The 23,757-nt window shown below is 71.9% G+C and carries 19 protein-coding genes; 6 read left to right on the forward strand and 13 right to left on the reverse strand.

Features of this window, described 5'->3' with window-relative positions; genetic code table 11:
* Nucleotides 1–81 precede the first annotated feature (81 nt).
* Nucleotides 82–1,503, forward strand: coding sequence for an FAD-binding oxidoreductase (locus tag ACFY3V_RS15055; protein WP_389773605.1), 1,422 nt, complete (start codon nucleotides 82–84; stop codon nucleotides 1,501–1,503).
* 327 nt (nucleotides 1,504–1,830) lie between these two features.
* Here the strand turns inward: ACFY3V_RS15055 and ACFY3V_RS15060 are convergent, their stop codons facing one another.
* The 6 genes from ACFY3V_RS15060 to ACFY3V_RS15085 form a co-directional block, all read right to left on the reverse strand.
* The gene (locus ACFY3V_RS15060) at nucleotides 1,831–3,810 is read right to left on the reverse strand and encodes an acetoacetate--CoA ligase (protein ID WP_389773608.1); all 1,980 of its coding nucleotides are present in this window, start codon (nucleotides 3,808–3,810) and stop codon (nucleotides 1,831–1,833) included.
* A 259-nt stretch (nucleotides 3,811–4,069) separates the two neighbouring features.
* Nucleotides 4,070–4,804 carry an HAD family hydrolase gene (locus tag ACFY3V_RS15065; protein WP_389773686.1) on the reverse strand — a complete coding sequence of 245 codons (735 nt, stop codon included), beginning with the start codon at nucleotides 4,802–4,804 and terminating at the stop codon, nucleotides 4,070–4,072.
* A 185-nt stretch (nucleotides 4,805–4,989) separates the two neighbouring features.
* Complete coding sequence (locus tag ACFY3V_RS15070; protein ID WP_362906289.1) at nucleotides 4,990–5,619, reverse strand: HAD hydrolase-like protein; 630 nt, start codon at nucleotides 5,617–5,619, stop codon at nucleotides 4,990–4,992.
* A gap of 371 nt (nucleotides 5,620–5,990) precedes the next feature.
* Nucleotides 5,991–6,497 (reverse strand): DUF6912 family protein, encoded by a 507-nt coding sequence (locus ACFY3V_RS15075; RefSeq protein WP_362906312.1) that lies wholly within the window; start codon nucleotides 6,495–6,497, stop codon nucleotides 5,991–5,993.
* Nucleotides 6,498–6,690: 193 nt separating this feature from the next.
* Nucleotides 6,691–7,335: an HAD family phosphatase gene (locus tag ACFY3V_RS15080; protein ID WP_362906287.1), complete on the reverse strand. Its 645-nt coding sequence runs from the start codon at nucleotides 7,333–7,335 to the stop codon at nucleotides 6,691–6,693.
* Between the two features lie 713 nt (nucleotides 7,336–8,048).
* Nucleotides 8,049–9,167: a hypothetical protein gene (locus ACFY3V_RS15085; protein WP_389773613.1), complete on the reverse strand. Its 1,119-nt coding sequence runs from the start codon at nucleotides 9,165–9,167 to the stop codon at nucleotides 8,049–8,051.
* An 82-nt stretch (nucleotides 9,168–9,249) separates the two neighbouring features.
* Between ACFY3V_RS15085 and ACFY3V_RS15090 the strand changes: the two genes are divergently transcribed.
* Both ACFY3V_RS15090 and ACFY3V_RS15095 read left to right on the forward strand, forming a co-directional pair.
* The gene (locus tag ACFY3V_RS15090) at nucleotides 9,250–13,890 is read left to right on the forward strand and encodes an HAD-IC family P-type ATPase (RefSeq protein ID WP_389773616.1); all 4,641 of its coding nucleotides are present in this window, start codon (nucleotides 9,250–9,252) and stop codon (nucleotides 13,888–13,890) included.
* Nucleotides 13,891–13,956: 66 nt separating this feature from the next.
* A complete protein-coding gene (locus ACFY3V_RS15095) occupies nucleotides 13,957–14,082 on the forward strand; it encodes a hypothetical protein (protein ID WP_350946514.1) in 126 nt (41 codons plus the stop codon).
* A 35-nt stretch (nucleotides 14,083–14,117) separates the two neighbouring features.
* Here ACFY3V_RS15095 and ACFY3V_RS15100 read toward each other — a convergent pair whose 3' ends face one another.
* The 7 genes from ACFY3V_RS15100 to ACFY3V_RS15130 all read right to left on the reverse strand — a co-directional run bounded on the left by ACFY3V_RS15100 (nucleotide 14,118) and on the right by ACFY3V_RS15130 (nucleotide 20,291).
* Nucleotides 14,118–15,503, reverse strand: a complete 1,386-nt coding sequence (locus ACFY3V_RS15100; RefSeq protein ID WP_389773621.1) for a glycoside hydrolase family 3 protein — start codon at nucleotides 15,501–15,503, stop codon at nucleotides 14,118–14,120.
* 115 nt (nucleotides 15,504–15,618) lie between these two features.
* Entirely contained in the window at nucleotides 15,619–17,310 is a 1,692-nt protein-coding gene (gene ptsP / locus ACFY3V_RS15105; RefSeq protein WP_362906279.1) for a phosphoenolpyruvate--protein phosphotransferase, read from the reverse strand.
* Complete coding sequence (locus tag ACFY3V_RS15110) at nucleotides 17,307–17,564, reverse strand: HPr family phosphocarrier protein (RefSeq protein ID WP_350946511.1); 258 nt, start codon at nucleotides 17,562–17,564, stop codon at nucleotides 17,307–17,309. Before ACFY3V_RS15110 ends, ptsP begins: the two co-directional genes overlap by 4 nt.
* 28 nt (nucleotides 17,565–17,592) lie before the next feature.
* Nucleotides 17,593–18,240: an HAD family phosphatase gene (locus ACFY3V_RS15115; RefSeq protein ID WP_350946510.1), complete on the reverse strand. Its 648-nt coding sequence runs from the start codon at nucleotides 18,238–18,240 to the stop codon at nucleotides 17,593–17,595.
* A gap of 93 nt (nucleotides 18,241–18,333) precedes the next feature.
* On the reverse strand, nucleotides 18,334–18,789 hold the full coding sequence (locus ACFY3V_RS15120; RefSeq protein WP_362906277.1) for a PTS glucose transporter subunit IIA: 456 nt from the start codon (nucleotides 18,787–18,789) through the stop codon (nucleotides 18,334–18,336).
* Nucleotides 18,790–18,956: 167 nt separating this feature from the next.
* Nucleotides 18,957–19,193, reverse strand: a complete 237-nt coding sequence (locus ACFY3V_RS15125) for a glucose PTS transporter subunit EIIB (RefSeq protein WP_350946508.1) — start codon at nucleotides 19,191–19,193, stop codon at nucleotides 18,957–18,959.
* Nucleotides 19,194–19,256: 63 nt separating this feature from the next.
* On the reverse strand, nucleotides 19,257–20,291 hold the full coding sequence (locus ACFY3V_RS15130) for an SIS domain-containing protein (protein ID WP_362906275.1): 1,035 nt from the start codon (nucleotides 20,289–20,291) through the stop codon (nucleotides 19,257–19,259).
* A gap of 126 nt (nucleotides 20,292–20,417) precedes the next feature.
* Here ACFY3V_RS15130 and ACFY3V_RS15135 point away from each other — a divergent pair, with 126 nt between their 5' ends.
* The 3 genes from ACFY3V_RS15135 to ACFY3V_RS15145 all read left to right on the forward strand — a co-directional run bounded on the left by ACFY3V_RS15135 (nucleotide 20,418) and on the right by ACFY3V_RS15145 (nucleotide 23,706).
* A complete protein-coding gene (locus ACFY3V_RS15135; RefSeq protein ID WP_389773628.1) occupies nucleotides 20,418–21,191 on the forward strand; it encodes a GntR family transcriptional regulator in 774 nt (257 codons plus the stop codon).
* A gap of 216 nt (nucleotides 21,192–21,407) precedes the next feature.
* Complete coding sequence (locus ACFY3V_RS15140) at nucleotides 21,408–22,901, forward strand: PTS transporter subunit EIIC (protein ID WP_389773631.1); 1,494 nt, start codon at nucleotides 21,408–21,410, stop codon at nucleotides 22,899–22,901.
* A gap of 223 nt (nucleotides 22,902–23,124) precedes the next feature.
* Nucleotides 23,125–23,706 (forward strand): Rv3235 family protein, encoded by a 582-nt coding sequence (locus ACFY3V_RS15145; protein WP_389773634.1) that lies wholly within the window; start codon nucleotides 23,125–23,127, stop codon nucleotides 23,704–23,706.
* The last annotated feature ends 51 nt before the right edge of the window (nucleotides 23,707–23,757 follow it).

Below are 23,757 nucleotides of genomic sequence, written 5' to 3' on the forward strand. Positions count from 1 at the left end.
AGGCGGGCATTCCTTCGAACCGGCGGCCTCGCCGCCCTCACGCTGGGCGCTCAGGGCTTATCCCCCCTGGGCGCCGTCGGCATGAACGGCGCCCAGGCCGACACCACCGCCAGGGGCGCCGCGGGCGCGCCACGGCCCGCCGACTGGCGGGCGCTCGCCGAAGGGCTGGACGGCAAGCTCATCCGGCCCGGCGACGCCGCGTACCCCGGCGCCAGGAAGCTGTTCAACCCCACCTTCGACGCGATCCGGCCCGCGGGGGTGGCCCTCTGCGCCAACCCCTCCGACGTCGCCGAGTGCGTCGGCTTCGCGCGCCGGTTGAAACTGCCGCTCGCCGTACGCTCCGGCGGCCACTCCTACGCGGGCTGGTCCACCGGGAACGGTCTCGTCCTCGACGTGTCCCGGATGAACAAGGTCGCCCACTCCTCGGGGCGCGCGACCGTCGGGGCGGGTGCCAAGCTGATCGACCTCTACGACAAGCTGGCCGCGAGCGGGGTCAGCGTCCCCGCGGGCACCTGCGCGACGGTCGGGGTGAGCGGGCTGACCCTGGGCGGCGGCATCGGCGTGGTCTCCAGGAAGTACGGGCTGACCTGCGACGTGATGGAGTCGGTCCAGATCGTCACGGCCGACGGACGGCTGCTGACCTGCGACGCGAACCACAACGCCGACCTGTACTGGGCCTCGCGGGGCGGCGGCGGGGGCAACCTCGGCGTGGCGGTCTCCTTCGAGTTCCGCACCCACCCCACCCGCGAGGTCACGGTGTTCTTCCTGCACTGGCCGTGGTCGAAGGCGGTGAAGGCCCTGCGCGCCTGGCAGGCGTGGGCTCCCTCGGCTCCCGACGCCATGTGGTCGGGGATGCACCTGAGCCGCAACGGCGGGACGGACGTGGAGGTCGTCGGGCTCTACCTCGGCGGCAAGGCCGGCTGCGAACGGCTGCTCGACCGGCTCGCCGGCGCGGCCGGGTCGCCGTCGTCGAGTTCCGTCACCCAGACCTCCTACCGCCAGGCGATGCTCATCATGGCGGGCTGCGCCTCGCGTTCGGTCGCCGAGTGCCGCCTGCCCGCCACCCTGCCCGGACAGGCCCGGGGCGGGCGGCTGTCCAGGGGCAACTTCACCGCCAAGTCGCACATGGCCTACCGCCCGCTCTCCGAGGCCGGGGCCAAGGCCCTCGTCGCCCAGGTCGCCCGCCCCGGCGAGCACACCGTGCTGCTGGACGCCCTCGGCGGCGCCGTCGCCAGGGTCCGCCCCGACGCCACGGCCTTCCCGCACCGGACCGCCCTCTACAGCGTGCAGTACTACGCCCACCGCCTCGGCGCGAGGGTCTGGACCAGGACCGCGCGTGCGGCGATGCGGCCCCACTTCGGCGACCACGCGTACGTCAACTACGTCGACCCTGAGCTCGGCGGCTGGCGCGCCGCCTACTACGGGGGCAACGCCACCAGGCTCGCCCAGGTCAAGGCCGCCCGTGACCCGGGCCGCCTGTTCCGCCTTCCCCAGGGGATCTGACCCCCGAAGGCCGCGTGACACCGCTCCCGAGGGGCGGCCGCCGTCGTGCGACGCCGCTCCCCGGGAAGCGGTGCCGCGCGACACCGCTTCCCGGGGGCCAGAGCGGCTTCCTGGGAGCCAGAGCGGCGTGACACCGCTCCTCGGGAGGCCAGAGCGGCGTGACGCCACTCCCGGGGGACGGCCGGTGCCGGGTGACACCGCTCCCGGGAGGCCGGTGCCGGGAGGCCGCTCCCGGGAGGTCGGTGCCGCGTGGCACCGGTCCCCGAACGGTCGACGCCGCGTGGCTCCGGGGGCGGTCGGCGCCGCGTGCCCGCGATTCCTGGGAGGTCAGTGCCGGGTGATGTCGGCTCCCGGTACGAAGTGGGACAGGACCTCGGGGTTGGCCATCGCGTCGAGGTTGGCGGCCTGCTCCGGCGCCGCGCCGAGGAGGATCTTACGGATGGGGACCTCCAGCTTCTTACCGCTGAGGGTACGGGGGATGCCGGGAACCTCGATGATCTCGTTCGGCACGTGGCGCGGTGAGAGACCTTCCCTCAGCTCCCTGCGCAGGCGCCCGACCAGATCGTCGTCCAGGGGTGCCCCCTCGGCCATGGTGACGTACAGCAGCAGGCGACCCTCCTGACCGAGCTGGCCGGTGTCGATCACCAGGCTGTCGGTGATCTCCTCGAAGCGCTCCACCACGCGGTAGAACTCGCTGGTGCCCATCCGGACACCGCCCCGGTTCAGGGTCGAGTCGGAGCGGCCGTAGATCACGCAGCCGCCATCGGGAAGGATCTTGATCCAGTCGCCGTGCCGCCAGACGCCCGGATACTCGGAGAAGTAGCTGTCGCGGTAGCGGGACCCCTCGGGGTCGTTCCAGAACATCACCGGCATCGACGGCATCGGCAGGGTCAGCACCAGCTCGCCCACCTCGCCGACCACCGACGCGCCCGACGGGTCGAAGGACTCGACCCTCGCCCCCAGGCAGCGGCACGGGATCACCCCCGCGCGGACCGGGAGCAGCGGTACGGCGCCCACGAAACCGGTGCACACGTCGGTGCCGCCGGAGAACGAGCCGAGCTGGACCTCCGGCATCACGTCGTGCGCCCAGGCGAACCCCTCGGGCGGCAGCGGCGAGCCGGTGGAGCCGAGGCCACGCAGCCGGTCGAGACCGGACGGCTCCAGGCCGGCCTTCATGGACGCGATCACGTACGGAGCCCCCGTACCGAAGTAGGTGACCCCCTCCTCCGCGGCGAGCCGCCAGAGCGCGCCGGTCTCCGGGTAGGTCGCCGCCCCGTCGTAGAGCACCACCGCCGAACCGACCAGCAGGCCGCCGACGAGGTAGTTCCACATCATCCAGCCGGTCGTGGTGTACCAGAAGAAGACGTCGCCCTCGCCCAGGTCCTGGTGGAAGGAGAGCGCCTTGAGGTGCTCGAGCACCACGCCGCCGTGACCGTGCACGATCGGCTTGGGCAACCCGGTGGTGCCCGAGGAGTAGACGATCCAGAGCGGGTGCCCGAACGGCACCGGCTCGAAGTCGAGCGGTCCCGCGACGGCGCGTACCTCCGCCCAGCTCACCGTACGGACGCCGTCACCGGTCACGGCCGCCTGCTGTGCCGTACCGGAGGTGTCGGCGCCGAGCGCGTCCTGGGCCGGGACGCGCACCCGCGCCACCAGGGTCGGCAGCTTGGCGGCGATGTCCTGGACGACCGCGCTCCGGTCGAAGCGCCTGCCGTTGTAGTCGTAGCCGTCCACCGCGATGAGCACCTTCGGCTCGATCTGGGTGAAACGGTCGATCACGCTGGGCGCGCCGAAGTCGGGCGAGCAGGAGGACCAGACGGCGCCCAGGGAGACGGTCGCGAGGAAGGCGATCAGCGCCTCGGGGACGTTCGGCAGGTAGGCCGCCACCCGGTCACCGCGCCCGACACCCAGCGCGGCGAGCCCCGTACGGACCCGCGCCACCTCCTCGGCGAGTTCTCCCAGGGTGAGCGCCCGGCGTCCGCCCGCCTCGTCGCGGGAGACCACCGCGAGCCGCCCGGGGTCGGACGCGGCCCCGCGCAGCGCGTTCGCCGCGTAGTTCAGCGTCGACCCGGCGAACCACTCGGTGCCGGGCATCTCCCCCGACATGACGGGCCCGTCGCCGCGCTCCCCCACCACCCCGAAGTAGTCCCAGATCGACGTCCAGAACTCCTCAGGCGCGTCGACCGACCACCGCCACAGGGACTCGTAGTCACCGGACCGGCCCAGCCATTCCGCGTAGCGGGTGACCTTGGCGTTTCTCACGATCTCCGGGGACGGCTCCCAGAGCGGCGCACCTTCCTCAACCATGACTCCATCCTCTCGGTGCCCCACCCGAATGTCATCCCCCGGGACCACACACCCTCCGGCCCCCCGGTGTGGGACACCCACGTACGGACCTTCCGAAGGGAACGAGCGGCATCGGGCCGGGGACATGGATCGCCGCCGGGCATGTGGGGCCGACCGGTGACGAAGGGCAGCTCCGGACAGCTCCGGACAGCTCCGGACAGCGACGGACTCCGTGTGATTCGCCCTCGTACGGCCGTTGGCCGCCGCCGGGAGCCGGAGGTCAGCGGTCCGCGGGGAAGTGGCCGGCACGCCGGGCCGGAGAGGTGAGACCGGCGACGGCGGCGACGACCTCGGAGGGGTTGGAGAGGTCGGGCAGGACCACGTCGGCTCCCGCCTCGTGCAGTTCGGCCGGGAGGGAACGCCCCGAGGCGACCCCGATCATCGCGGCCCCGGCGATCCTGGCGGCCTGGACATCCCTGGCCGAGTCGCCGACCAGCACCGTGTTACGCCCGTCGAAGGTCGCCCCGTACTTCCGCTTGGCCCGTCCCTGCGCGACCTGCAGGAGGGTCGCCTTGGGATATACCTCCTCACCGTAACCGCCGATCTCGAAGTCGATGTGCCTGTCGAGGCCGAACGCGGTCAGCTTGTGCGCCGCGTTGCTCTTGATCGTGCCGGTGAGCACCGACTGGACCACGCCGTCGAGCCTCGCCACGGCCTTCAGGGCGTCGCGGGCGCCCGACATCATCCTGCCCTCCTTGGCCAGGCGCCTGCGCCGGGCTCCGAAGGAGTCGGCGAGCGCGTCGAGGAACCGGGGGAGGTGGTCGTCCTCGGCGAGGATCCCGTTGATGGCGAGCATCTCGAACACGATCTCCGAGTCGGGACGCCCGTTGGCCTGGGTCAGTTTGACCAGGGGCCTTCCGGTGACGGCGCGGAACGCCTCCGCGTATGCCTCACGGGTGACGATCGACACGTCGACCAGCGTGAGGTCGATGTTCCAGAGAACGAGGCGGTTGATCGGGGGCCTCCCGGAATGGGGGTGGATGCCCAGGGTAAGGCCCCGGGCGTGCGGTGACCGCCTTCGATACCGAAAGGATCCGTTCGCCGGTTCTCGTGAGGTCGTGTCAGCGCCCTCAGCGTCCGTCGGTGCCCTCGGTGCCCGTGTCGGCGCCCTCGGTGCCCGTGTCGGCGCCCTCACTGCCCTCAGGCGTGGTCGAGCGCGTTCTCCAGGGTGTCGACGACCGGGACGCCGAAGGCCATCAGATCGGCCCGGCTGGTCATGCCACCGGTGTAGAGGACCGCGCGTGCCCCGACGTGCTGAGCGGCGTGCGCGTCGTCCAGGCTGTCGCCGATGACGAGGACATCGGCCGGGTCGACGCCGAGGGCGGCGAGGTGGGCCACCATGGATTCGGCCTTGTGCCCGCCGGGGACACCGCGCAGGCCGTCGATCCGGGTGAAGTGGTGGTCGATCCCGAACTCCGCGATCTTGGGAACCAGCCGTTCGTGCGCCCACATGGACAGCAGAGACTGCTTGCCCCCCGCGCGCTCCCAGCTCCGCAGGGTGGAGAGGGCGTCGGCGGCGAGCCCGCACTCCAGCATCAGCCTGTGGTAGTTCTCGTGGAAGCCGAGGTCGAGCCTCTCCCACTCGCCGTCCTCAAGGGCACGGCCGAGCATGCGCTCGTAGGCGGTCCAGATCGGGCGCGTGTAGACCGCGCGGAAGCTGTCGGCATCGTAGGAACGCCCGTAGGGCTCGAACACCGCGTTCGTCGCACCGACGACGGCGTCGATGTCGTGAAACAGCGTGCCGTTCCAATCCCAAACAATGTGTCTCATATTGCCCTCCAGGATAGCGAAATTTCCCGTCGGATCGGCGCCGCGGCAGGGGATACGGCCCTCTCGGCGCCCCGGTCCGAGGCCCGGTCCGAGGCCCGGTCCGAGGTGCTCACGACAGGGCCGGCCGAGGGAATCTCCTCCGCGCTCGGCCCGCGGGAGGAGAGGACACGAGACTCCGGACGCCACGCTGCCGGACCGGTCTCGCGCCACCAGATCGGGCACGACATCCATCAGTGATCAAGGCCCCTGACCACCGGCGAGGGCACGGTCCGACCTCAGGACTCGAACATCGGTCCAGCCGAAGAGGGTGCTCACCCACCGGCGGCTGTCAGGCACCGAATCCGCCCGATCAGCCGACCCGGTGGCTCCCATCAGCCGACCAGGTCGGGGATCTCCTGGGTGGCGTACCACAGGAGTTCGTTCGCCTCGGCGCCGTCCACGGTGAAGCGGGCGTCGTCGTCGCCGCGATCGGCCGCGGGCAGCGCGGCGAGAGCGGCCTCGACGTCCTTCACCGCGGGCAGGTCGTCCACGTGGACCGCGGCGACCAGCTTCAGCGGGACCACGGCGGCGAGCCGCACCCGGGCGCGCTCCTCCAGGTCGGTGCTCGCGCTCACGTCGCCCTCCGGCACGTCGACGGCGACGACCACCCGCCGCGCGGCGACCTCCACCCCGTCGGCGCGGTCGGCGGCGAGCATCCGCAGGGAATGCCTGGCCGCCTCGGTCAGGGCGACGTACTCGAGTTCCTCGGTGTCACCCGAGGCGTACCACTCGGTCAACGCGGGGGTCACCGCGTAGCCGGTCAGCGGGGCCGGACCCAACTCCCCCACGGTGACCACGCGGGCCAGCGCCGGAAGCGTACACGGCAGATAGACGCGCATCCATGCCTCGATCTGTCTCTCCGACATCGGCACCGTTCGGCGCCGATTCACGCATCGAGTGTGCCAGCATCGGCGCCCCCCGGTGTTACCACCCGCGCGGAGCGGCACGATCCGGGGGCGGCGACCGACGGCCCGGCATCGGGCACGGTGACAGGGTGACAGGGTGAACAGGGTGAGAGGTGAGCGGGACAGGTCAGCGCAGCGAGACCTGGAACAGGGTCTCCAACTCGGCGATGGTCACCTCGGGGTCGCGGTGGTGCACGCCGACGATGCCGAGCCGCCGGGCGGCCTCGATGTTGGCCTTGACGTCGTCGACGAACACACACTCCTCCCCGGCCAGGCCGATCCTGCCGAGCGCGTGCTCGAAGATCCTGGGCTCGGGCTTGCGCATGCCGATCTCCCCCGAGATGACGACCTCGTCGAAGAAGTCGTCCCAGCCCTCGCGGGGATACTCGTTCGCCCAGGAGTTGGAGAGCAGGCAGGTGCGCAGCCCCGCCGCGCGGGCCTCACGGAGCATCTCGTACATCGGCTCGACCCGGTGGAAGCGGGAGAACATCCTGTTCAGCAACCCCTCGGCGGCCGGCGGCACGCCGTCCGTCGTGATCAGTCTGGCCGCCAGGTCACGTTCGAAGTCCAGGCCGGAGATCTCTCCGCGCTCCAGGGCGTGGATGGTGTTCTCGCCGTTCTCCGTGTTCTCGTACGCGTGGACGATGAGTTCACGCATCACCTCGCGGTAGTGGGCCTCGTCGAGTCTCTCCGCGACGATCCACTCGGCGACCGCCTCGGTGAGATCGACGGTGAGCACACCGCCCCAGTCGATCAGCACGCCCTTCAGCATCTTTCCTCCTTGCCGGAACGGTTTCCAGGTTAGGCGCGGACCGGTGGACACGGGCGGCCGCCTCTGTCGAGGTCGTCGCTCCGAGGAGGGCGCGCGAGGCCGTCGACCGCGCCGTCCGGGTCCGTGGTGGCACGGGATCGTCCGACGACGTCTCGCTCTCGGCGGTGTACGGGTGGGTCCACGCGACGCGCGTCTTCGGCGATCCGCCCGTGGTTCACGAACCGTGGCCTGCCGCGAGCCCGGGTCGCATACCTCCCAAAACATCCCTAAACAGACAGGGCGCGACCCGACGGTCCGGAGATTCCTCCCCTAACATCCGATTCAACGACCGTTACGCGTTTCACGGTCTCAATACGAGGAAGATTACGAGAATGGCACTCAGGCCATATAACCGCACGTAGAAGGCATGATCGACCTCCTGCGGGCTCCATTTGCAGCTTCCCTCGGTTCCCATGAGGAGGGATCATGGCAGTAGCTCAGGCGAGCCGGTCGCGCGCCCGTACGGCACAGCGACCGACCACATCCGCGCCGTCCACCACGCATGCCAAGGCAGGCGGGAAACAGGACGGCAAATCGTTAACGCTCAAACTTCCGATGATGACCGTGCAGCTGCGGCCTCCGCATGTTCACTTGCCGCATGTCAGCAGGCAGGAGGCGGGACAGGCCGTGGACACGGCCAAGTCCTTCCTCCCGCCGGCCGAGCGCATCGCCTACTACGGAGGGCTCGGCGCGCTCGCGGTGGCTGGATTGCTCGAATGGCCGGTAGCGGCGGCCATCGGGGTCGGAACGCTGATCGCGCAACGTGCACGCAGGAAGAACGGGGCGCCGAGCCCGGTCTCCAGACCCTCGACATCCGCCGCCTCGCCCGGCGGCGCCACGTCCCCGACGACGAGGGCGACATCCCGGACCCGGACCACCGGTGCCACATCCCGTTCTCGCACGGGAGGCACCACGTCCCGGACACGGGCCGGCACGTCCACCTCACGTTCACGGACCGCGAAGCCCACGGCACGGACCACGCCCTCCCGTACGGCGGCGTCCGCGTCACGCACCGCCTCCAAGACCGCGAGCACCGTCTCCCGAGCCGCGGGCACCGCCGCGTCGCGCACCGCGAGCGCCGCGTCCCGGGCAGCCGGTACCGCGACCCGCGCGGCGGGCACCGCCGCCTCACGCGCGACCCGCACCGCCTCACGGGCGACCGGCGCCGCCTCACGCGCGACCGGCGCCGCCTCACGCGCGGCGGGCGCCGCGTCCCGGGCCACGAGCCCCACCTCACGGACCCGCACCACCGCGAGCCGTACAGGGGGCACCGCCTCACGGGCCACGAAACCCACATCCCGTGCGAAAAGCACCACCTCACGCGCGGCGGGCGCCGCGACCCGCGCGACCGGCGCCGCCGCCTCACGGGCGACCGGTGCCGCCTCACGCGCGGCGGGCGCCGCGTCCCGCGCGACCGGCGCCGCGTCCCGGGCCACGAGCCCCACCTCACGGACCCGCACCACCGCGAGCCGTGCGGGAAGCACCACCTCACGAACCACGAGCGGCGCTTCCCGGGCCGGCACGTCCACCTCGCGCTCACGGACCGCGAAGCCCGCGTCCCGGGCCGCGAAGCCCGCGGCACGGACCACCAAGCCGGCGTCGCGGACCACCAAGCCGGCGTCGCGGACCACCAAGCCGGCGTCGCGGACCACGAAGTCCACGTCGCGACGGGCCGCGACGCCCACTTCGCGGGCTCGCGCGTCGGCGTCCACCTCTCGCACCGCGAGCTCCGCGTCCCGGGCGACGCCGTCCGCCTCTCGCTCGAAAGGGTCGACCTCCGGGAAGTCGTCCAAGTAGTCGCAGCGATGGGGCCGATCAGGCCACGCGTCAACAAAGGCCTGATCGGCCCCGTCATCTTGTCTGCTGGAGATCTGAATGTTCGTGCCCCGCCTGCTGTCCGTTCCCGCGGAAACCCTCTGGAGCGTCGTGCCCGGTGCGATCAAGGTCGTACCCGGCGCGGTCAGAAACGCCCTGCCACATTCGCGTGGGAGGCGTGTCTGTTCCGGAGGGCTCCATGTCGATCTGCGTGTGATCGGCGCTCCGGGGAGCGACTCCAAGGCCCGGCGGCTGGAGAAGGCCCTGCTGAAGCTGGAGGGGGTCGAGCGAGCGGAGGTCAACGGTGTCCTCGGCTCCGTCTTCGTGGGGTGTGACACGGGCCTGGTCGACCTGGAGAGGCTGATGGCGATCATCGACGCCCTCGACGACGAGGGTGCGGGCGACGATCTGACCGACGACCTGGAAGAGGAAGCCGAAGAAGCCGAAGAGGAAGAGGATGAAGCCGAAGAGGAGGAAGAGGACACCGAGTCCGGCGAGACCTCGTCTCCGGCGCTGAAATTCGTCGCCTCCAGGCTGGCGGAGCACCATACCGCCAGGCTGGTGGAGCGGCACACCCGGGCCGGCATCCGGCTCGGCGCGAACCTGATCGGGGCGGGTGTGGCGTTCGCCGGGCAGGCGGTGCGCGCACCGTCGATCCCGCCGATCTTTCCCGCCCTGCTGGGTCTGGCCGAGTCCACCCCGAGAGTCCGCCACGAGGTGGAACGCCGCATCGGCGGTCCGGCCACCGTCAACCTGTTCGCGACGGCGAACATCGTCACCCACACCCTGGCGCTGCGCCGGGTGGAGATGCTCGTCCAGTCGATCACCGCCGCGGGCCGCTACGCCGAGGCGCGCGACACGCGGCGGGCCTGGGAGGCGCGTCAGCACGAACTGGCGTCGAGAAAGGGCTCCTACCGCCACATCCGCACCGCGAGGAGGCGGCGTCCCGCGCCCATGGCCCACAGCCCGGTGGATCGGTTCGAACGCGTCGGAAGCCCGGTGGCGGCCGGCGCCTCCGGGCTGACGTACCTTCTCGGCGACGGCCACGCGCGTGCCGTCGCCATGCTCACCGCGACGACGCCCAAGGCCGCGAAACTGGGCCGCGAGTTCTTCGCGGTCGCGATCGGGCGCGCCCTGGCGAGACGCGGCGCGGTCGTCCTCCACAATCGCGCCCTGCGCCGCATGGACGGCATCGACACGGTCATCCTCGACGCCGACGTGCTCGGCACCGGTTCGTGGGAGATCGACCGCATCATCCCCCTCGGTGACGCGGACTCCGCGAACGGCGAGGGGCTCGACGTGCTGCGTGCGCGGTTGCTCACCCTGATCGACGTCGACGACCCCGGCGCGCGGAGGGAGCGCGACACGTGGAAGGCCGAACCCCTCGAGGGTCCCGCCGGGCTCGTCACGGAGGAGGCCAGGGACTGGGAGGTCCGGGGGATCCGGGCCGTTCACGTGACGAGGAAGGGCGTTCCCGTCGCCCTTGTCGGCATGGCGCCGCGGGTCGACCCGCTCGCCGACGCGATCGTCGCCGCGGCCGGGGGTGCGTGCGCCGTGGCGCTCGCGGGAGACGACACGGAACTCGGCCTGCGGCTCGGCATCGACGAGATCGTGCCGGGCGGTCCCCGGCTCGCCCGGTCGGTCCGCGCCCTCCAGGCGGCGGGTCACGGGGTCGCCGTGGTGTCGGAGCGCCGCATGGCCGCGCTCGCCCAGGCCGACCTGGGGATCGGTGTGCTGCGCCGCTCGGGCCGGGTGCCCTGGGACGCGGACGTGATCGCCGAGCTTGAGGAGGTTCACCTGCTCCTGAGTTGCCTGGGGCCCGCGAGGAGGACGAGCGAACGCTGCGTGTGGCTCACCACCGCGGGAACCGTCGCCGGAGGCGTGCTGACGACCCTCGGACCGGCGGAGAACTCCCAGAGCAAGGCGCAGTTCGCGAGCAGTTGCACGTCAATGGCCGCCCTCGTCGCGGGCGGGTGGGCGGGCTGGCAGGCCGGACGGGAGAAGCCGCCGGTCCTGATCGACACGACCCCCTGGCACGCGATGCCCGCCAAGGAGGTCCTGGCCCTGCTGGGCTCGTCGGCCGAGGGGATCAGTGAGGCCGAGGCCAGGCGGCGCAGGTCGACCACGGGATCGGGAGAGCCGAAGGGCCCCGATTCGCTGCTCCACGTGTCCGCCGAGGAGCTGGCCAACCCGCTCACCCCCGTCCTGGCGGCCGGGGCGGGCCTGTCGGCCATGGTCGGCTCGGTCTCCGACTCGGTGATGATCGGCACGGTCGTGCTCGCCAACGCTCTCATCGGAGGGAGCCAGCGATACAGGGCCGACCGGGCACTGCACCGCCTGACCGAGACGGTGGCGATTCCCGTACGGCTGCGCCGCCCCCAGGATCAGGCGAACGTGACCGCCAAGGACCTCACACCGGGCAAGCGGGCGAGATCGGCTCCACCTTCCGATCCCGGCCCTCAGGAGAAGGCGAGCGCCGCTCGCTCCCACGAGCGGGTGAAGGCGACCGTCGAGGACCTCGTACCCGGCGATGTGGTCGAGCTGCGCGCGGGTGACACCGTGCCGGCCGACTGCCGCGTACTCAAGGCGGTGGGCCTGGAGATCGACGAGGCCGCCCTGACCGGCGAGTCGCAGCTCGTCACCAAGTCACCGGAGCCCGTCAACGCGCCCGCCGTCGCCGACCGGACCTCGATGGTCTACCAGGGGACGACGGTGGCGGCCGGAAGCGGGCTCGCCGTGGTGGTCGCCGCGGGTGAGTCGACCGAGGCGGCGAGGACCGCCAGGCTCGCCGCGGAGCAGCCCCCGGCCTCGGGCGTGCGGTTGCGGCTGCGGGAGCTGAGCCGGCGGGTCCTTCCCGTCGCGGTCGGATCCGGCGTCGTCCTGCTCGCCACCGACCTGTTGCGCGGCAGCCCCGTGGCGCAGGCGCTCGCGCCGGCGGTGAGCCTCGCCGTCGCCGCCGTACCCGAAGGGCTGCCGTTCGTCGCCTCGGTCGCGGAGCTCGCCTCCGCGCGGCGGCTGTCGACCCGCAGGACCCTGGTGCCCAATCCCTCCACGATCGAGGCCCTCGGCCGGGTGAACGTCCTGTGTTTCGACAAGACGGGAACCCTCACCGAGGGGCGCATCAGCCTGCGGTGCGTCTCCGACCTGCAGGAGGCACGCACTCTGGAGGACCTGACGCCCGAGCTGAGGTACGTCGTGACCGCGGGGGTACGCGCCTGCCCCAAGCATGGCGAGGGGCGTTCCGTCGCGCATCCCACCGACCGTGCCGTGTTCAAGGGGGCCGAGCAGCTGGGCGTGACCGAGAAGGGGGCCGGGAGCTGGGAGCGGATCGACGAGATCCCCTTCGAGCCGGGGCGCGGCTACCACGCCGTACTCGGCAAGGGTGACTCCGGCCCGCTGCTGAGCGTCAAGGGCGCTCCGGAGATCATGATCACCCGGTGCACCTCCATACTTCGTGACGGCCAGGTGGTCCCCCTCGCGGACCATCTCGTGGCGGAGATCGAAAAAGAGCTCGACCAGCTCGCCCGGCAGGGCTATCGGGTGCTCGCGGTCGCGGAGCGCCCCGCCTCCAGCCGTCGTGATCTCGACGAGTCCCGCATCCAGGAGCTGTGCTTTCTCGGGTTCCTCGGCCTCGCCGACCCCGTGCGGCCCACGGCCGCGGAGAGCGTCGGCCGCCTCACCCGGGCGGGCGTACGCGTTGTCATGATCACGGGCGATCATCCGAGCACGGCCGAGGCGATCGGCGTCGAGCTGAACGTGCTGAACGGCGGGCAGGTGATGACGGGGCCCGAGCTGGACGAGATGGACGACGACGCCCTGGTGGAGGCGCTGCCCGAGGTGACGGTCTTCGCCAGGACCACTCCGGCGCACAAGGCGCGGATCGTCGGCTGCCTGCGCCGGACCGGCAAGGTGGTCGCGGTCACCGGCGACGGCGCCAACGACGCCCCCGCGATCCGGGTCGCGGACGTGGGGATCGCCCTCGGCTCCCGCGCCACCCCGGCGGCGCGGGCGGCGGCCGACATCGTGGTGACCGACGACCGCATCGAGACGATCGTCGACGCGATCATCGAGGGCAGGGCGATGTGGAGCTCGGTCCGCGACGCCCTGAGCATCCTGCTCGGCGGCAACATCGGCGAGATCGTCTTCGCGGTCGGGTCCAGCCTGGTCAGCGGCGGAAACGTGCTGAACGCCCGGCAGCTGCTGCTGGTCAACCTGCTCACCGACATGCTGCCCGCGATGGCGGTGGCCTCCAGGCCGCCGACGGCCACCAGCCCGGAGAAGCTGCTCGACGAGGGGCCCGAGGCCTCGCTGGGGGCCTCCCTGACCCGCGACATCTACCTGCGTGCCGCCACCACGGCGAGCGCGGCGGGTCTGGCCTGGGCGATCGGCAGGGTGACCGGTACGCGCGGGCGGGCGAACTCGATGGGGCTGGTCGCGCTCGTGGCGTCGCAGCTGCTGCAGACCCTGGCGATGGGCAGCCGGGATCGCATGGTCGTTCTCGCCTCGCTGCTCTCCCTCGGCGTTCTGGGGGCGTCGGTCTCGCTCCCGTGGCTCTGCCGGTTCTTCGACTGCCGCTACCTGGGGCCGGTGGGGTGGACGGTCGCCCTGGGGAGCGCGGCCGCCACGACGGCGGCCGGGGTGGCCTTCCAGGCGTCGAGGCGGGGTTCGTCACCGAACGTTCACCAAACGGTAACCTCGTGACTGGTGACTTAGACTCCTTTGGTATGAATTATCGCCTTAAGACCCCTTTCTCCCTGTGAGGTTACTATGTCCGGATTCATCTCCACCGTGATCGCGAAGGCCGCCGTCATGCTGATCGAGGCCCTGCTCACGCGCATCATCCAGTCGCTCGTCGTCTCGCTGGCCAGGACCGGCAACCTTCAGGTCGCCTGATCCACCCCTGACGGCACGGAGCCCCGGGGTCCCGCTCAGCGGCCCCGTGAGGCGATGAGCCGGGCGACCTTGAGATGCTCGGCCGAGCGAAGCACCCGCTCGGCCTTGGCGGGGTCGGCGACCGGCGCCTTGTTCAGCAGGCCGCGAGCGGCCTTCAGCTTCAGCAGTCGCCGGACGGACTGGTCGAGCCGCGCCTCGGAGATCTTTCCGGACGCCACGGCCGCGAGCAGCGCCCGATGGGCCTCGCGGTAGTCCGGCGGCATGAGCAGCAGGTCCACCCCCGCCTGGATCGCCCGTACCGCGACATCCCCGTCGCGGTACTTCTTGCGTACCCCCGCCATGTCCAGCGCGTCGGTCGAGACGACCCCGTCGAAGCCGAGCTTCTCGCGGAGCAGCCCGGTCAGGATCGGCTTGGAGAGGGTGGCTGGGTCCCCCGAGGGGTCGAGCTTCGGCATCACGACGTGCGCGCTCATGATCGCGTCGACGTCCTTGCCGATCGCCGCGGCGAACGGCGGAGCGTCCAGTCTGTTCCACTGGGACCGGGAGTGCTTGATCACCGGCAGCCCGGTGTGGCTGTCGACGGCGGTGTCACCGTGACCGGGAAAGTGCTTCGCCGTCGCCCCGATTCCCGCGTCGTGGAAGCCCTGTACGGCGGCGGCGACCATCGGCGCCACCTTCTTCGGGTCGGAGCCGTACGCGCGCGGGCCGATCACCGGGTTGCGCGGGTTGAGGTTGACGTCGGCGACGGGCGCGAAGTCGAGGTTCACGCCCAGGGCGCGCAGTTCGGTGCCCGTCACCTTGGCGGCCCGGCGGGCCAGCGAGACGTCGCCGGTCGCGCCGATGACCGAGGCCCCGGGCAGGGGGGTGACCAGGGGGGCGAGGCGGGATACCTTGCCGTTCTCCTGGTCGATGCCGATCAGGAGCGGGATCTCGGGGGACGCCTTCTGCAGCCCGTTGGTCAACGCCACGACCTGCCGCACATTCTTCACGTTGCCCGCCCAGGGAAAGAGGATCACCCCGCCGGGGCGATAGCGGGCGACCATCTTCGCCGGGGTGTCCACGCCGAACCTCGCCTGGTTCTCCCCCGACGCCGTGTCGGCCGACGGGCCGTAGAGCACGGGCATGAACAGCTGGCCGACCTTCTCCTCCACGCTCATCGCGGCGAGCACGCCCTCCACGCCCGGCGCCTCCGCCGTCGCGGAGGCCGCGGGGGGAGCGGAGGGATCGGGAGTCACAGCGGTCTCGGGTACCCCGGGGGTCACAGCGGTCGTGCCGGTGGGTGCCGCCGCGTCGGCGTTCGCGGGGGTCTCGTCTGCCCGGGTGGCACCCGAGGTGGGCGGAGCGGCCATCCCCGCCTCGGCGCATCCCGCCATCATCGTCGCGATCACTGCGATACCCGCCACACGTGTCCACCGAGCCATGCCGCTTACGCTATCCGGGCTTGCGCACCACTGCCTCCGCATCCACCCGGTCACCACCGGCCCCACGCCCCTCACCCGCCGGGTCCTCGCCACCTGTGAAGGGGATCCACCCACGTCAGAGGCCGAGATCGGCGAGGCCGGGCAGGTGCGAGCGCGCCTCGGCGCGCGCCTCGCCCGCGGAGGAGGCGGCCCGCGCCGCGACGGCGGCGAGGTGGCACTGTTGCCGCGTGTGGCGCGCCAGAGCGGCCCGCACGGCGGGCAGCGACGGGGCGGACATCGACAGCGAGGTCACCCCGAGCCCGACGAAGACACAGGCGAGGGCGGGATCGGCCGCGGCCTCACCGCAGACCCCGCACGGCCTCCCGCGCTCGGCGGCACCCGCCGCGGCGAGGGCGACCAGGTCGAGCAGCGCGGGCTGCCATGCCTCCTGGAGCCCGGCCAGCGCGCCCAGCTGCCGATCGGCGGCGAGGGCGTACTGGGCGAGGTCGTTGGTGCCGATGGAGAAGAAAGCAGCACGGACCGCCAGGTCGGCGGCGCGCAGGGCCGCCGACGGGATCTCGATCATCACGCCCGCCGACGGCAGCCCCGCCGCGTCGCAGGCGTCGGCGAACCAGGCGGCCTCCTCGGCGGTGGCCACCATCGGCGCCATCACCTGGAGCCTCGCCGACGAACGGGAGGCCGCCGCGGCCAGCGCGGCGAGCTGGGTGTCCATGATCTCCGGGTGCGTCCTGAACAGCCGCACCCCGCGCTCCCCCAGCGCCGGGTTGGGCTCGTGCGCTCCCGGTGGCAGGAAGGCGAGGGGCTTGTCGGCTCCCGCGTCGAGGGTCCGCACGACCACCCCGCCGCCGGGGAAGGCGTCCAGCACCTCCAGGTAGGCGGCCTCCTGCTCCTGCTCTGAGGGCGCCTCGGCCCGGTCGAGGAAGAGGAACTCGGTCCGGTACAGTCCGACCCCCTCGGCCCCGTGCTCCAGCGCGGCGGCCACGTCGCGCGGCCCGCCGATGTTGGCGAGCAGCGGCACGGCGTGCCCGTCGGCGGTCCTGCCCGGCCCCTTGGCGGACGCCTGTCCCGCCTTCCGCGCGGCGGCGGCCTCGCGCGCCCGGAGGACCTCGTCGTCGGAGGGCTCGGGCCGTACGAGGCCCGAGGCACCGTCGACCAGCAGCGGCGTCCCCGGAACGATCGAGGTCACCCCCTGGCAGGCCACCACGGCCGGCACCCCCAGGGCGCGGGCGAGGATCGCGGTGTGGCCGGTGGGTCCGCCCTGCTCGGTGACGAAGGCCGCCACCACGTCGGGAGACAGCAGCGCCGTGTCGGCGGGCGCCAGGTCACGGGCGACGAGGACGTACGGCTGCCCGGTGCCGGTGGGCACGCCGGGCATCGACCTGCCCTCGATCACCGCGACGACACGGTCCCTGATGTCGTCCAGGTCCGCGACGCGCGCGCCGAGGTATCCCCCGGCCGCGGCGAGCAGGTCGCGATAGTGGCCGAACGCCTCGTAGACCGCGCGGGCCGCGGAGGTACCCGCCTCGACCAGCCTCGCCACCCCGTCGGCCAGGCCGGGGTCGCGCGCCATCATGGCCTGCGCCTGGAGGATCTCCCTCGCCTCGCCTCCGACGCGGACCCCCCGCTCCTCCAGGTCGGCGGCGACCCGCTCCAGCGCCCGCCCGGCCCTGGCCAGCTCCGCCTCGGCGTCCCCGGCGTCCCCGCCGTGCCGGGAGTCAGGGGCGGGGACGGTCGCCTCGTACGCGAGCACGTGGGCGGGGCCGACACCGACCCCGGGGCTGACCCCCACCCCGGTGAGTGTGCTCACGGCGCCGACGCGATGTCGGCCAGCCGGTCGACGAGCTCGTCGGCCCCCTCACCCTCCGCCCTGATCACCACGGTGTCGCCCTCCCTGACGTCGAGCGAGAGGACCCCCAGGATGCTCTTCGCGTTCACCGGCTCGCCGCCCCCCTTGGCGACGGTGACGTCCAGGGACGCCTTGGCGGCCGTCTGGACGAACGTCGCGGCGGGTCTGGCGTGCAGGCCGACCTCCGACTTGACGATGACTTGGCGCTCGGCCACGTGTTCCTCCCGAGAGTCCTCTCGCGGTCTAGACCGCGAGATCGTTGGGCGACAGGGGCCAGGCGACCCCCGTCAGGTCGGTGACCACGAGATCGGCCCCGGCCAGCTCGGTGCCCGCGTGCGTGGTCGCTATGCCCACGCACGCCATGCCCGCCGCCTTCGCCGCCGTGATCCCGGCAATGGAATCCTCGAACGCCACACAGTGTGCCGGATCGACCGACAGGCGTGCGGCGGCCAGGAGGAATCCCTCGGGGTCGGGCTTGCCCACGATCACGTCGTGGGCGGACACGATCGTCTCCAGCAGGTCGCGGACACCGACCTGCGCGAGCCGTTCCTCCGCCCAGTCACGGTCGGCGGAGGTGACGACCGCGACCGGCGAACCGTGCGCCGCGACCCTGCGGACCAGTTCGGCGGCGCCGGGCACCGGCACGATGCCGGGCAGGCCGGGATGGTCCTGGAAGGAGAAGACCTCCTCGATCAGGTCGTCGATCCGCTTACCGGGGAAGAGATGGGCGCGCTCCGTCAGGACGTCGCGCCCACGCCGTCCCATGAATCCGCGCAGCACGATCTCGTCGTGGACCACCCCGTGGCTGTCGAGCAGCATCGACCACATCGCCATGCTCCGCCGCTCGGTGTTGATCAGCGTTCCGTCGAGATCGAAGAGTGCCGCCTTCACGGGCGGTCTCGCTGTCGTCGCCACTTCTCGTCCCCACTCTCGGCTTCGCCCGGTGTCGCACGGCCAGTGTCTCGTGGTCGCTTCCGCGAGCTCTCAGACCGGATCGTCCCACTCGAAAAGGTCGTCCCCGGCGTCGACGGCCCCCGTGACGAGGCCGGTGACGGCACTCGCGGCGGCGTCGAGCGCCACGACCGGGCAGATCGGGCAGCGCCCGCCGGCCTCGATCCCGGCCGGATCCCACGCCACCACCGGCTGCCCCGCGCTCACCCGGTCACCCTCGGCGGCCAGTGTCTCGAAGCCCTCGCCCCTGAGTTCGACCGTGTCGATGCCGAGGTGGACGAGGACCCCCCGGCCGTCGTCGCCGACGACCACGAACGCGTGCGGGTGCAGCTTGACGATGGTGCCCGCGATGGGAGAGAGCACCCTGCCGGGCACCCTGTCCGGCTCGATCGCCACACCGGGCCCGACCAGTCCTTCGGAGAAAACCGGGTCGGGCACCGAGCCGAGCCGCACGGCCACCCCCGCGACCGGTGCCAGAACTGTGGTCACCGTTCCCCCCTCGGCCTGCCGCCGCCCGCGAGGGCGGCCCATCCCTGACCCTGCCGCCCCTGCCACCCGCGTCGCCCGTACCACTCGGGCCGTTCGGGCACACCCCCGCCGTGAGAGCGTCCTCCCCTGCCCTGATCGGCTCGTGCCCATGTCCATGTCGGTCGTGTTCAGCCGATGATGTCCTCGATGTCGCTGGCGATCGTGTCGGCCTCGGGGCCCACCACCACCTGGACGACGTTGCCCGCCGCCATCACACCGTGCACGCCGGCCGCCCGCAGGGCGGCCTGGTCGACCCTGGAGGCGTCGCGCACCTCGGTGCGGAGCCGGGTGATGCACGGTTCGATCTCGATGATGTTGTCCGCCCCACCGAGTCCAGCGATGATCGCGTCGGCGTCGGCCGCCATGTCGCCTCCAGATGTGATCACCCTGTCCCCAAGGCTATGACCAGGCTAAAGGACATGTCACGATCAGTCGGTCTGGGTCACCTTGTTGAGACCTCGGGGGGAGTCGGGGTCGATCCCCAGCCTGCGCGCGAGCGCCTCGGTGAGCAGCTGACCTGGGACGATGAGGCCCAGCGGCGCGACCCACTCGGGAAGGTCGGGGCCGTTCAGCGCGGCGGTGGCGACCGAGGAGAGCGCATTGCCGCCGCCGACCGTGTACGCCGAGGCGCCCGCGCCGGTCACCCTCTCCGCGAGCGCCACGGTGCCCGCCAGGGTCGGGCCCTCGCCCGCCGCGACCAGGATGGCCGGGGTGTCGGAGTCGACCACGGCGATCGGGCCGTGCAGAAGGTCGGCGTACGACAGGCCCATCGCGTGCAGGTAGCAGGCCTCCTTGAGCTTGAGCGCCACCTCCAGCGCGGTGGAGAAGGCCAGACCCCGGCCGGAGACCACGACACCCGGCTTGTCTGCCAGGCCCTCGACGATCGCCTCCAGGTCGCCCGGGTCACCGATCAGCTTCTCGACCGCGTCCGGAACCCGCCGCAGATCGGCGGCGTCGACGTCCGCGCCGAGCCCGAGGGCGAGCACGGCGAGCGCGGCGAGCGCGGTGGTGTAGGTCTTGGTGGCGGGGACGGCCTTCTCCTCGCCCGCGACCGTGCACAGGGCGAGGTCGGCGGCCTGCGCGAGGGGGGTCTGCTCGCCGCCGTTGGTGATGGCCACGGTCCTGGCGCCGCAGTCCTTCGCCCAGGCGAGGGTCTCGACGATCTCCTCGGTCCTGCCCGACTGGGAGAGGGCGACGGCCAGCACACCGTCGAGGTCCAGCCTGCGCCGGTAGGTCGTGGCGATCGAGGGAGCGGCGAGCGTGGAGAGCCTGCCCGTGTGCGTCTCGGCGAGATAGCGGCCGTAGACCGCGGCGTTGTCGGAGGTGCCGCGGGCGATGAACAGCAGCTGGCGGGTCTGCCCGGCGAGCCGCTCCACCTCCCCGACCCTGGGGAGAAGTGCGTCGAGCGTGGCTCGCAGCGCGGCGGGCTGCTCGGCGATCTCGCTGCGCATCTTGGTCGTCATCTCGCGCTCATCCTTCGGTTCGGACGGACGAGACCGGGCCGTTACCGATCCGTCTCCGGTCCGTACGTTGACACCCTTTTCCGGCCTGTGGTCTAGTCCGGACTAGACCAGTACGAACCATAACTCATGAGGCATCTCAGATCGAGGGGGGAGGATCCTGTGGCCCGGATCGATCCGGACAGCCCGGTGCCCAAATACTTCCAGCTCCGGGAGATCCTGCTCGATCTCATCGAGAACAACGAGCTGGCGATCGGCACGGCGATCCCGTCGGAACGCGAGCTCTGCCAGCGCTTCGGACTGTCCCGCATGACCGTGCGGCAGGCCGTGGACCACCTCGTCTCCGAGGGCAGGCTGCAGCGGGTGGCGGGCAAGGGCACCTTCGTGGCCCGCCCCAAGATCGAGATGTCCCTGCGGCTCACCTCCTTCAGCGACGAGATGCGCGCCAGGGGCATGGAACCCGGCTCCCGCGACCTGGACCGGCGGGTGGTCAGGGCGAGCGCGCACCTGGCGCGGGAACTCGGCATCCAGCCGGGCGACGAGGTTCACTTCATCGAACGGCTGCGGACCGCGGCCGACGAGCCCATGTGCATCGAGCGGGCCCACATTCCCGTCTCCCTCGCGCCCGACCTCGACACCCACGACCTGACGGGCCGCTCCCTCTACGCCCTTCTGGAGACCCGCTACGGCCTGGTGCTCGACGCCGGAGAGCTCACCATCGACGGCGGCATCGCCGATCCCGGTGACGCCGACCTGCTGAAGCTGCCGCGCGGCGGGGCCGTGCTGCTACTCCAGCGACGCTCCTTCGCGGGAGGTGTCTGCGCGGAACTCGGGGTGTCCACCTATCGCGCCGACCGCTACCAGCTCCGTACGATCCTGGAGATACCGACCCGCCGCAGCTGACCACGCTTCTCGGCCACAGCCGAGACCCGCCACCGATCCCGCTTCTCGGCCACATCCGAGACCGGTTACCGGCCTCGACTTCCCGCGCACGTCCCGTCCACCGCCGACCTCGCCCTCCGACAACGTCCCATCCGCCGTGCCCGTACCGCCACCGTCACCCCCCGCCCACCGCCCCTTCGCCGCCCTCCTCCCTTCCAGCCTCTGGAGGAAAGCCCGATGAGCCCTCTCCCGGCGGACGCGGGTCCGCCCGCCGCCCACCCGCGCGGGTCCGCGGCGATGAGCGTGCTCCAGCGCCTGGGACGGTCCCTGATGCTGCCGATCGCGGTCCTGCCGGCCGCGGGTCTGCTGTTCAGGCTCGGGCAGGACGACCTCCTCGGCCGGACCGACAGCGCGCTGCTCGACGACGTGGCCCGGGTCGTCGGCACCGCGGGCGGCGCCCTGTTCGACAACCTGCCCATCCTGTTCGCGATCGGCGTCGCCATCGGGTTCGCCCGCAAGGCCGACGGCTCCACCGCCCTGGCGGCACTCGTCGGCTACCTGGTCTTCCACGCCGTGAGCATGAACATGTTCTTCATCCTCTTCGACGCCGATCTGCGGGGGCCCATCACCACGGAGGTGTTCGACAGGAGCGACCCCGGCGTCCCCGACACGGTGCTGAACCTCGGCGCGCAGAACCCGACCCGGGTGCTCGGGGGGATCGTGATGGGCCTGGTCTCGGCCCTGCTCTGGCAGCGCTACTACCGCACCAAGCTGCCGACCTGGCTCGCCTTCTTCGGCGGGCGTCGCCTGGTGCCGATCCTCACCGCCTTCGCCGGGCTCGTGATCGGCGTGCTCTTCGGCTTCGTCTGGCCGTTGCTGGGCGGCTGGGTCCGCGCCTCGGGGGCCTGGCTCGCCTCCAACAGCGAGCTCGGCGCCGGGATCTACGGCATGATCAACCGCGCCCTGCTCCCCCTCGGCATGCACCACATCGTCAACAACGTGATCTGGACCCAGGTGCCCGAGTGCGTGGTCGACGGCAAGAAGCTCGCCGGGGACCTGATCTGCTTCAACAACGGCGCCGTCGGCTACGGCGGCTTCGAGGCCGGCTTCTACCCGGTCCTCATGTTCGGCCTGCCCGCCGCCGCGATCGCCATCTGGCGGGCCGCGCCACCGCACCGCCGCACCGCGGTCGGCTCGATCATGATCTCCGCGGCGCTCACCGCGTTCCTCACCGGGATCACCGAACCGATCGAGTTCGCCTTCATCTTCGTGGCGCCGGTCCTGTTCGTGATCCATATCGTACTCACCGGCATCTCCATGGCCGTCGCCTCCGCCCTGGGCGCCAAACTCGCCTTCAGCTTCTCCTCCGGATTGATCGACCTCGGTCTTTACGGGACCGCGCCCAACGCCCGGGGGATACCGATCATCATCGTGATGGGGCTGTTCTACGCGGTGATCTACTACACCGTTTTCACCTTCCTGATCAGAAGACTGAACATCATGACCCCCGGCCGCGAGCCCGAACCCGACGTCGACTCCGGGGAGTCCTCCGCCCCGGTGCGGGGAGGCGCGGACGGTGGCCGGACGCTGGGAGACACGAACACCGGCCGGGCGCGAAGCCGGGCGGATGACGATCCGGCACGGGGAAACGCGGACACCGACCGGGCTCAGGAAAACACGAACACCGGCCGGGCCCGGGGAGACGCGGAGAGCGGACCGCCCCTCTCCTGAGAGGTGCGCCGAGTGGTTTCGGCCGTCCGTCGGCGATCACGGCTCTGGCCACAACCCGCCTCAACCGGAAACGACCGCTCCAACCTGAGGCGACCTTCTCCGCCCAACAGGACGAAGCGACCGCGATTTCCGGGAAGTTGGCGGGCCGCGTATCTGCACAGCGGGCCGAAAACTCCCTGATGTGTTGATTTCCCCGCCCCCGGACCAGCACATCGGAGCCCTCATGCCGCCCCCACGACGCCCGGCAGCACTCCCCAGAATCGCCCCCTCCCCCGCCGCGGAACCGCCCTACGACGACGACCGCCCCACCGGGAACGCCCCGGCCGTACCGCCGTACGTGCAGGGCACTCTCGCTCTCGCCCTCGATCCCCGAGAGCCTGGCTCCTCGACCGGGAAACCGCTGGTCTGGGGCCCGCCCGGCGCGGTCCCCGACGAGCGGAGACTGCGGGCCCTCGCGCAGGCCGTCGCCGAGATCCTGTCCGGAAGGCGCCCTCCGGCGAGCGTCTCCTGTCACCTGACCGGCAGGGTCCAGGCCGAGCTGGCCAGGAGTGGGAAGGTCATCGACAGTGCGCGCCCGCCCCGGGTCGGCAGGGTCCACGTCTCCCAGCCCGAGGACGGGATCGTGGAGATGTGCGTCGTGGTCGACTGCGGCGACCGCTCGCGCGTCCTGGCGTTGCGGCTGGAACGCAGGGGCGTGCGCTGGCTGTGCACCGAGTTCGAGACGGCCCCCGACCGCGTCCCGCGCCGAGGGCCCGCGACGCCCAGGCCCACCGCCGCGTCCGCAGCTCGTCCCCGAAGGCCGTGAAGGCCGTGAAGCCGACGACCCCCTGACCGGCCCGCTCGCGACAGAGTCCGC

The organism is Streptosporangium sp. NPDC000095, assembly GCF_042899335.1.
Lineage (GTDB): Bacteria > Actinomycetota > Actinomycetes > Streptosporangiales > Streptosporangiaceae > Streptosporangium.

Excerpts from the sequence above, each read along its gene's own strand:
- ACFY3V_RS15100 (WP_389773621.1), bottom strand. The coding sequence starts at position 15,503 with ATGGCTCGGTGGACACGTGTGGCGGGTATCGCAGTGATCGCGACGATG.
- ACFY3V_RS15070 (WP_362906289.1), bottom strand. The coding sequence starts at position 5,619 with ATGAGACACATTGTTTGGGATTGGAACGGCACGCTGTTTCACGACATC.
- ACFY3V_RS15145 (WP_389773634.1), top strand. The coding sequence starts at position 23,125 with ATGCCGCCCCCACGACGCCCGGCAGCACTCCCCAGAATCGCCCCCTCC.
- ACFY3V_RS15080 (WP_362906287.1), bottom strand. The coding sequence starts at position 7,335 with ATGCTGAAGGGCGTGCTGATCGACTGGGGCGGTGTGCTCACCGTCGAT.
- ACFY3V_RS15130 (WP_362906275.1), bottom strand. The coding sequence starts at position 20,291 with ATGACGACCAAGATGCGCAGCGAGATCGCCGAGCAGCCCGCCGCGCTG.
- ACFY3V_RS15090 (WP_389773616.1), top strand. The coding sequence starts at position 9,250 with ATGTTCGTGCCCCGCCTGCTGTCCGTTCCCGCGGAAACCCTCTGGAGC.
- ACFY3V_RS15140 (WP_389773631.1), top strand. The coding sequence starts at position 21,408 with ATGAGCCCTCTCCCGGCGGACGCGGGTCCGCCCGCCGCCCACCCGCGC.
- ACFY3V_RS15095 (WP_350946514.1), top strand. The coding sequence starts at position 13,957 with ATGTCCGGATTCATCTCCACCGTGATCGCGAAGGCCGCCGTCATGCTG.
- ACFY3V_RS15060 (WP_389773608.1), bottom strand. The coding sequence starts at position 3,810 with ATGGTTGAGGAAGGTGCGCCGCTCTGGGAGCCGTCCCCGGAGATCGTG.
- ACFY3V_RS15075 (WP_362906312.1), bottom strand. The coding sequence starts at position 6,497 with ATGCGCGTCTATCTGCCGTGTACGCTTCCGGCGCTGGCCCGCGTGGTC.
- ACFY3V_RS15135 (WP_389773628.1), top strand. The coding sequence starts at position 20,418 with ATGAGGCATCTCAGATCGAGGGGGGAGGATCCTGTGGCCCGGATCGAT.
- ACFY3V_RS15125 (WP_350946508.1), bottom strand. The coding sequence starts at position 19,193 with ATGGCGGCCGACGCCGACGCGATCATCGCTGGACTCGGTGGGGCGGAC.
- ACFY3V_RS15055 (WP_389773605.1), top strand. The coding sequence starts at position 82 with ATGAACGGCGCCCAGGCCGACACCACCGCCAGGGGCGCCGCGGGCGCG.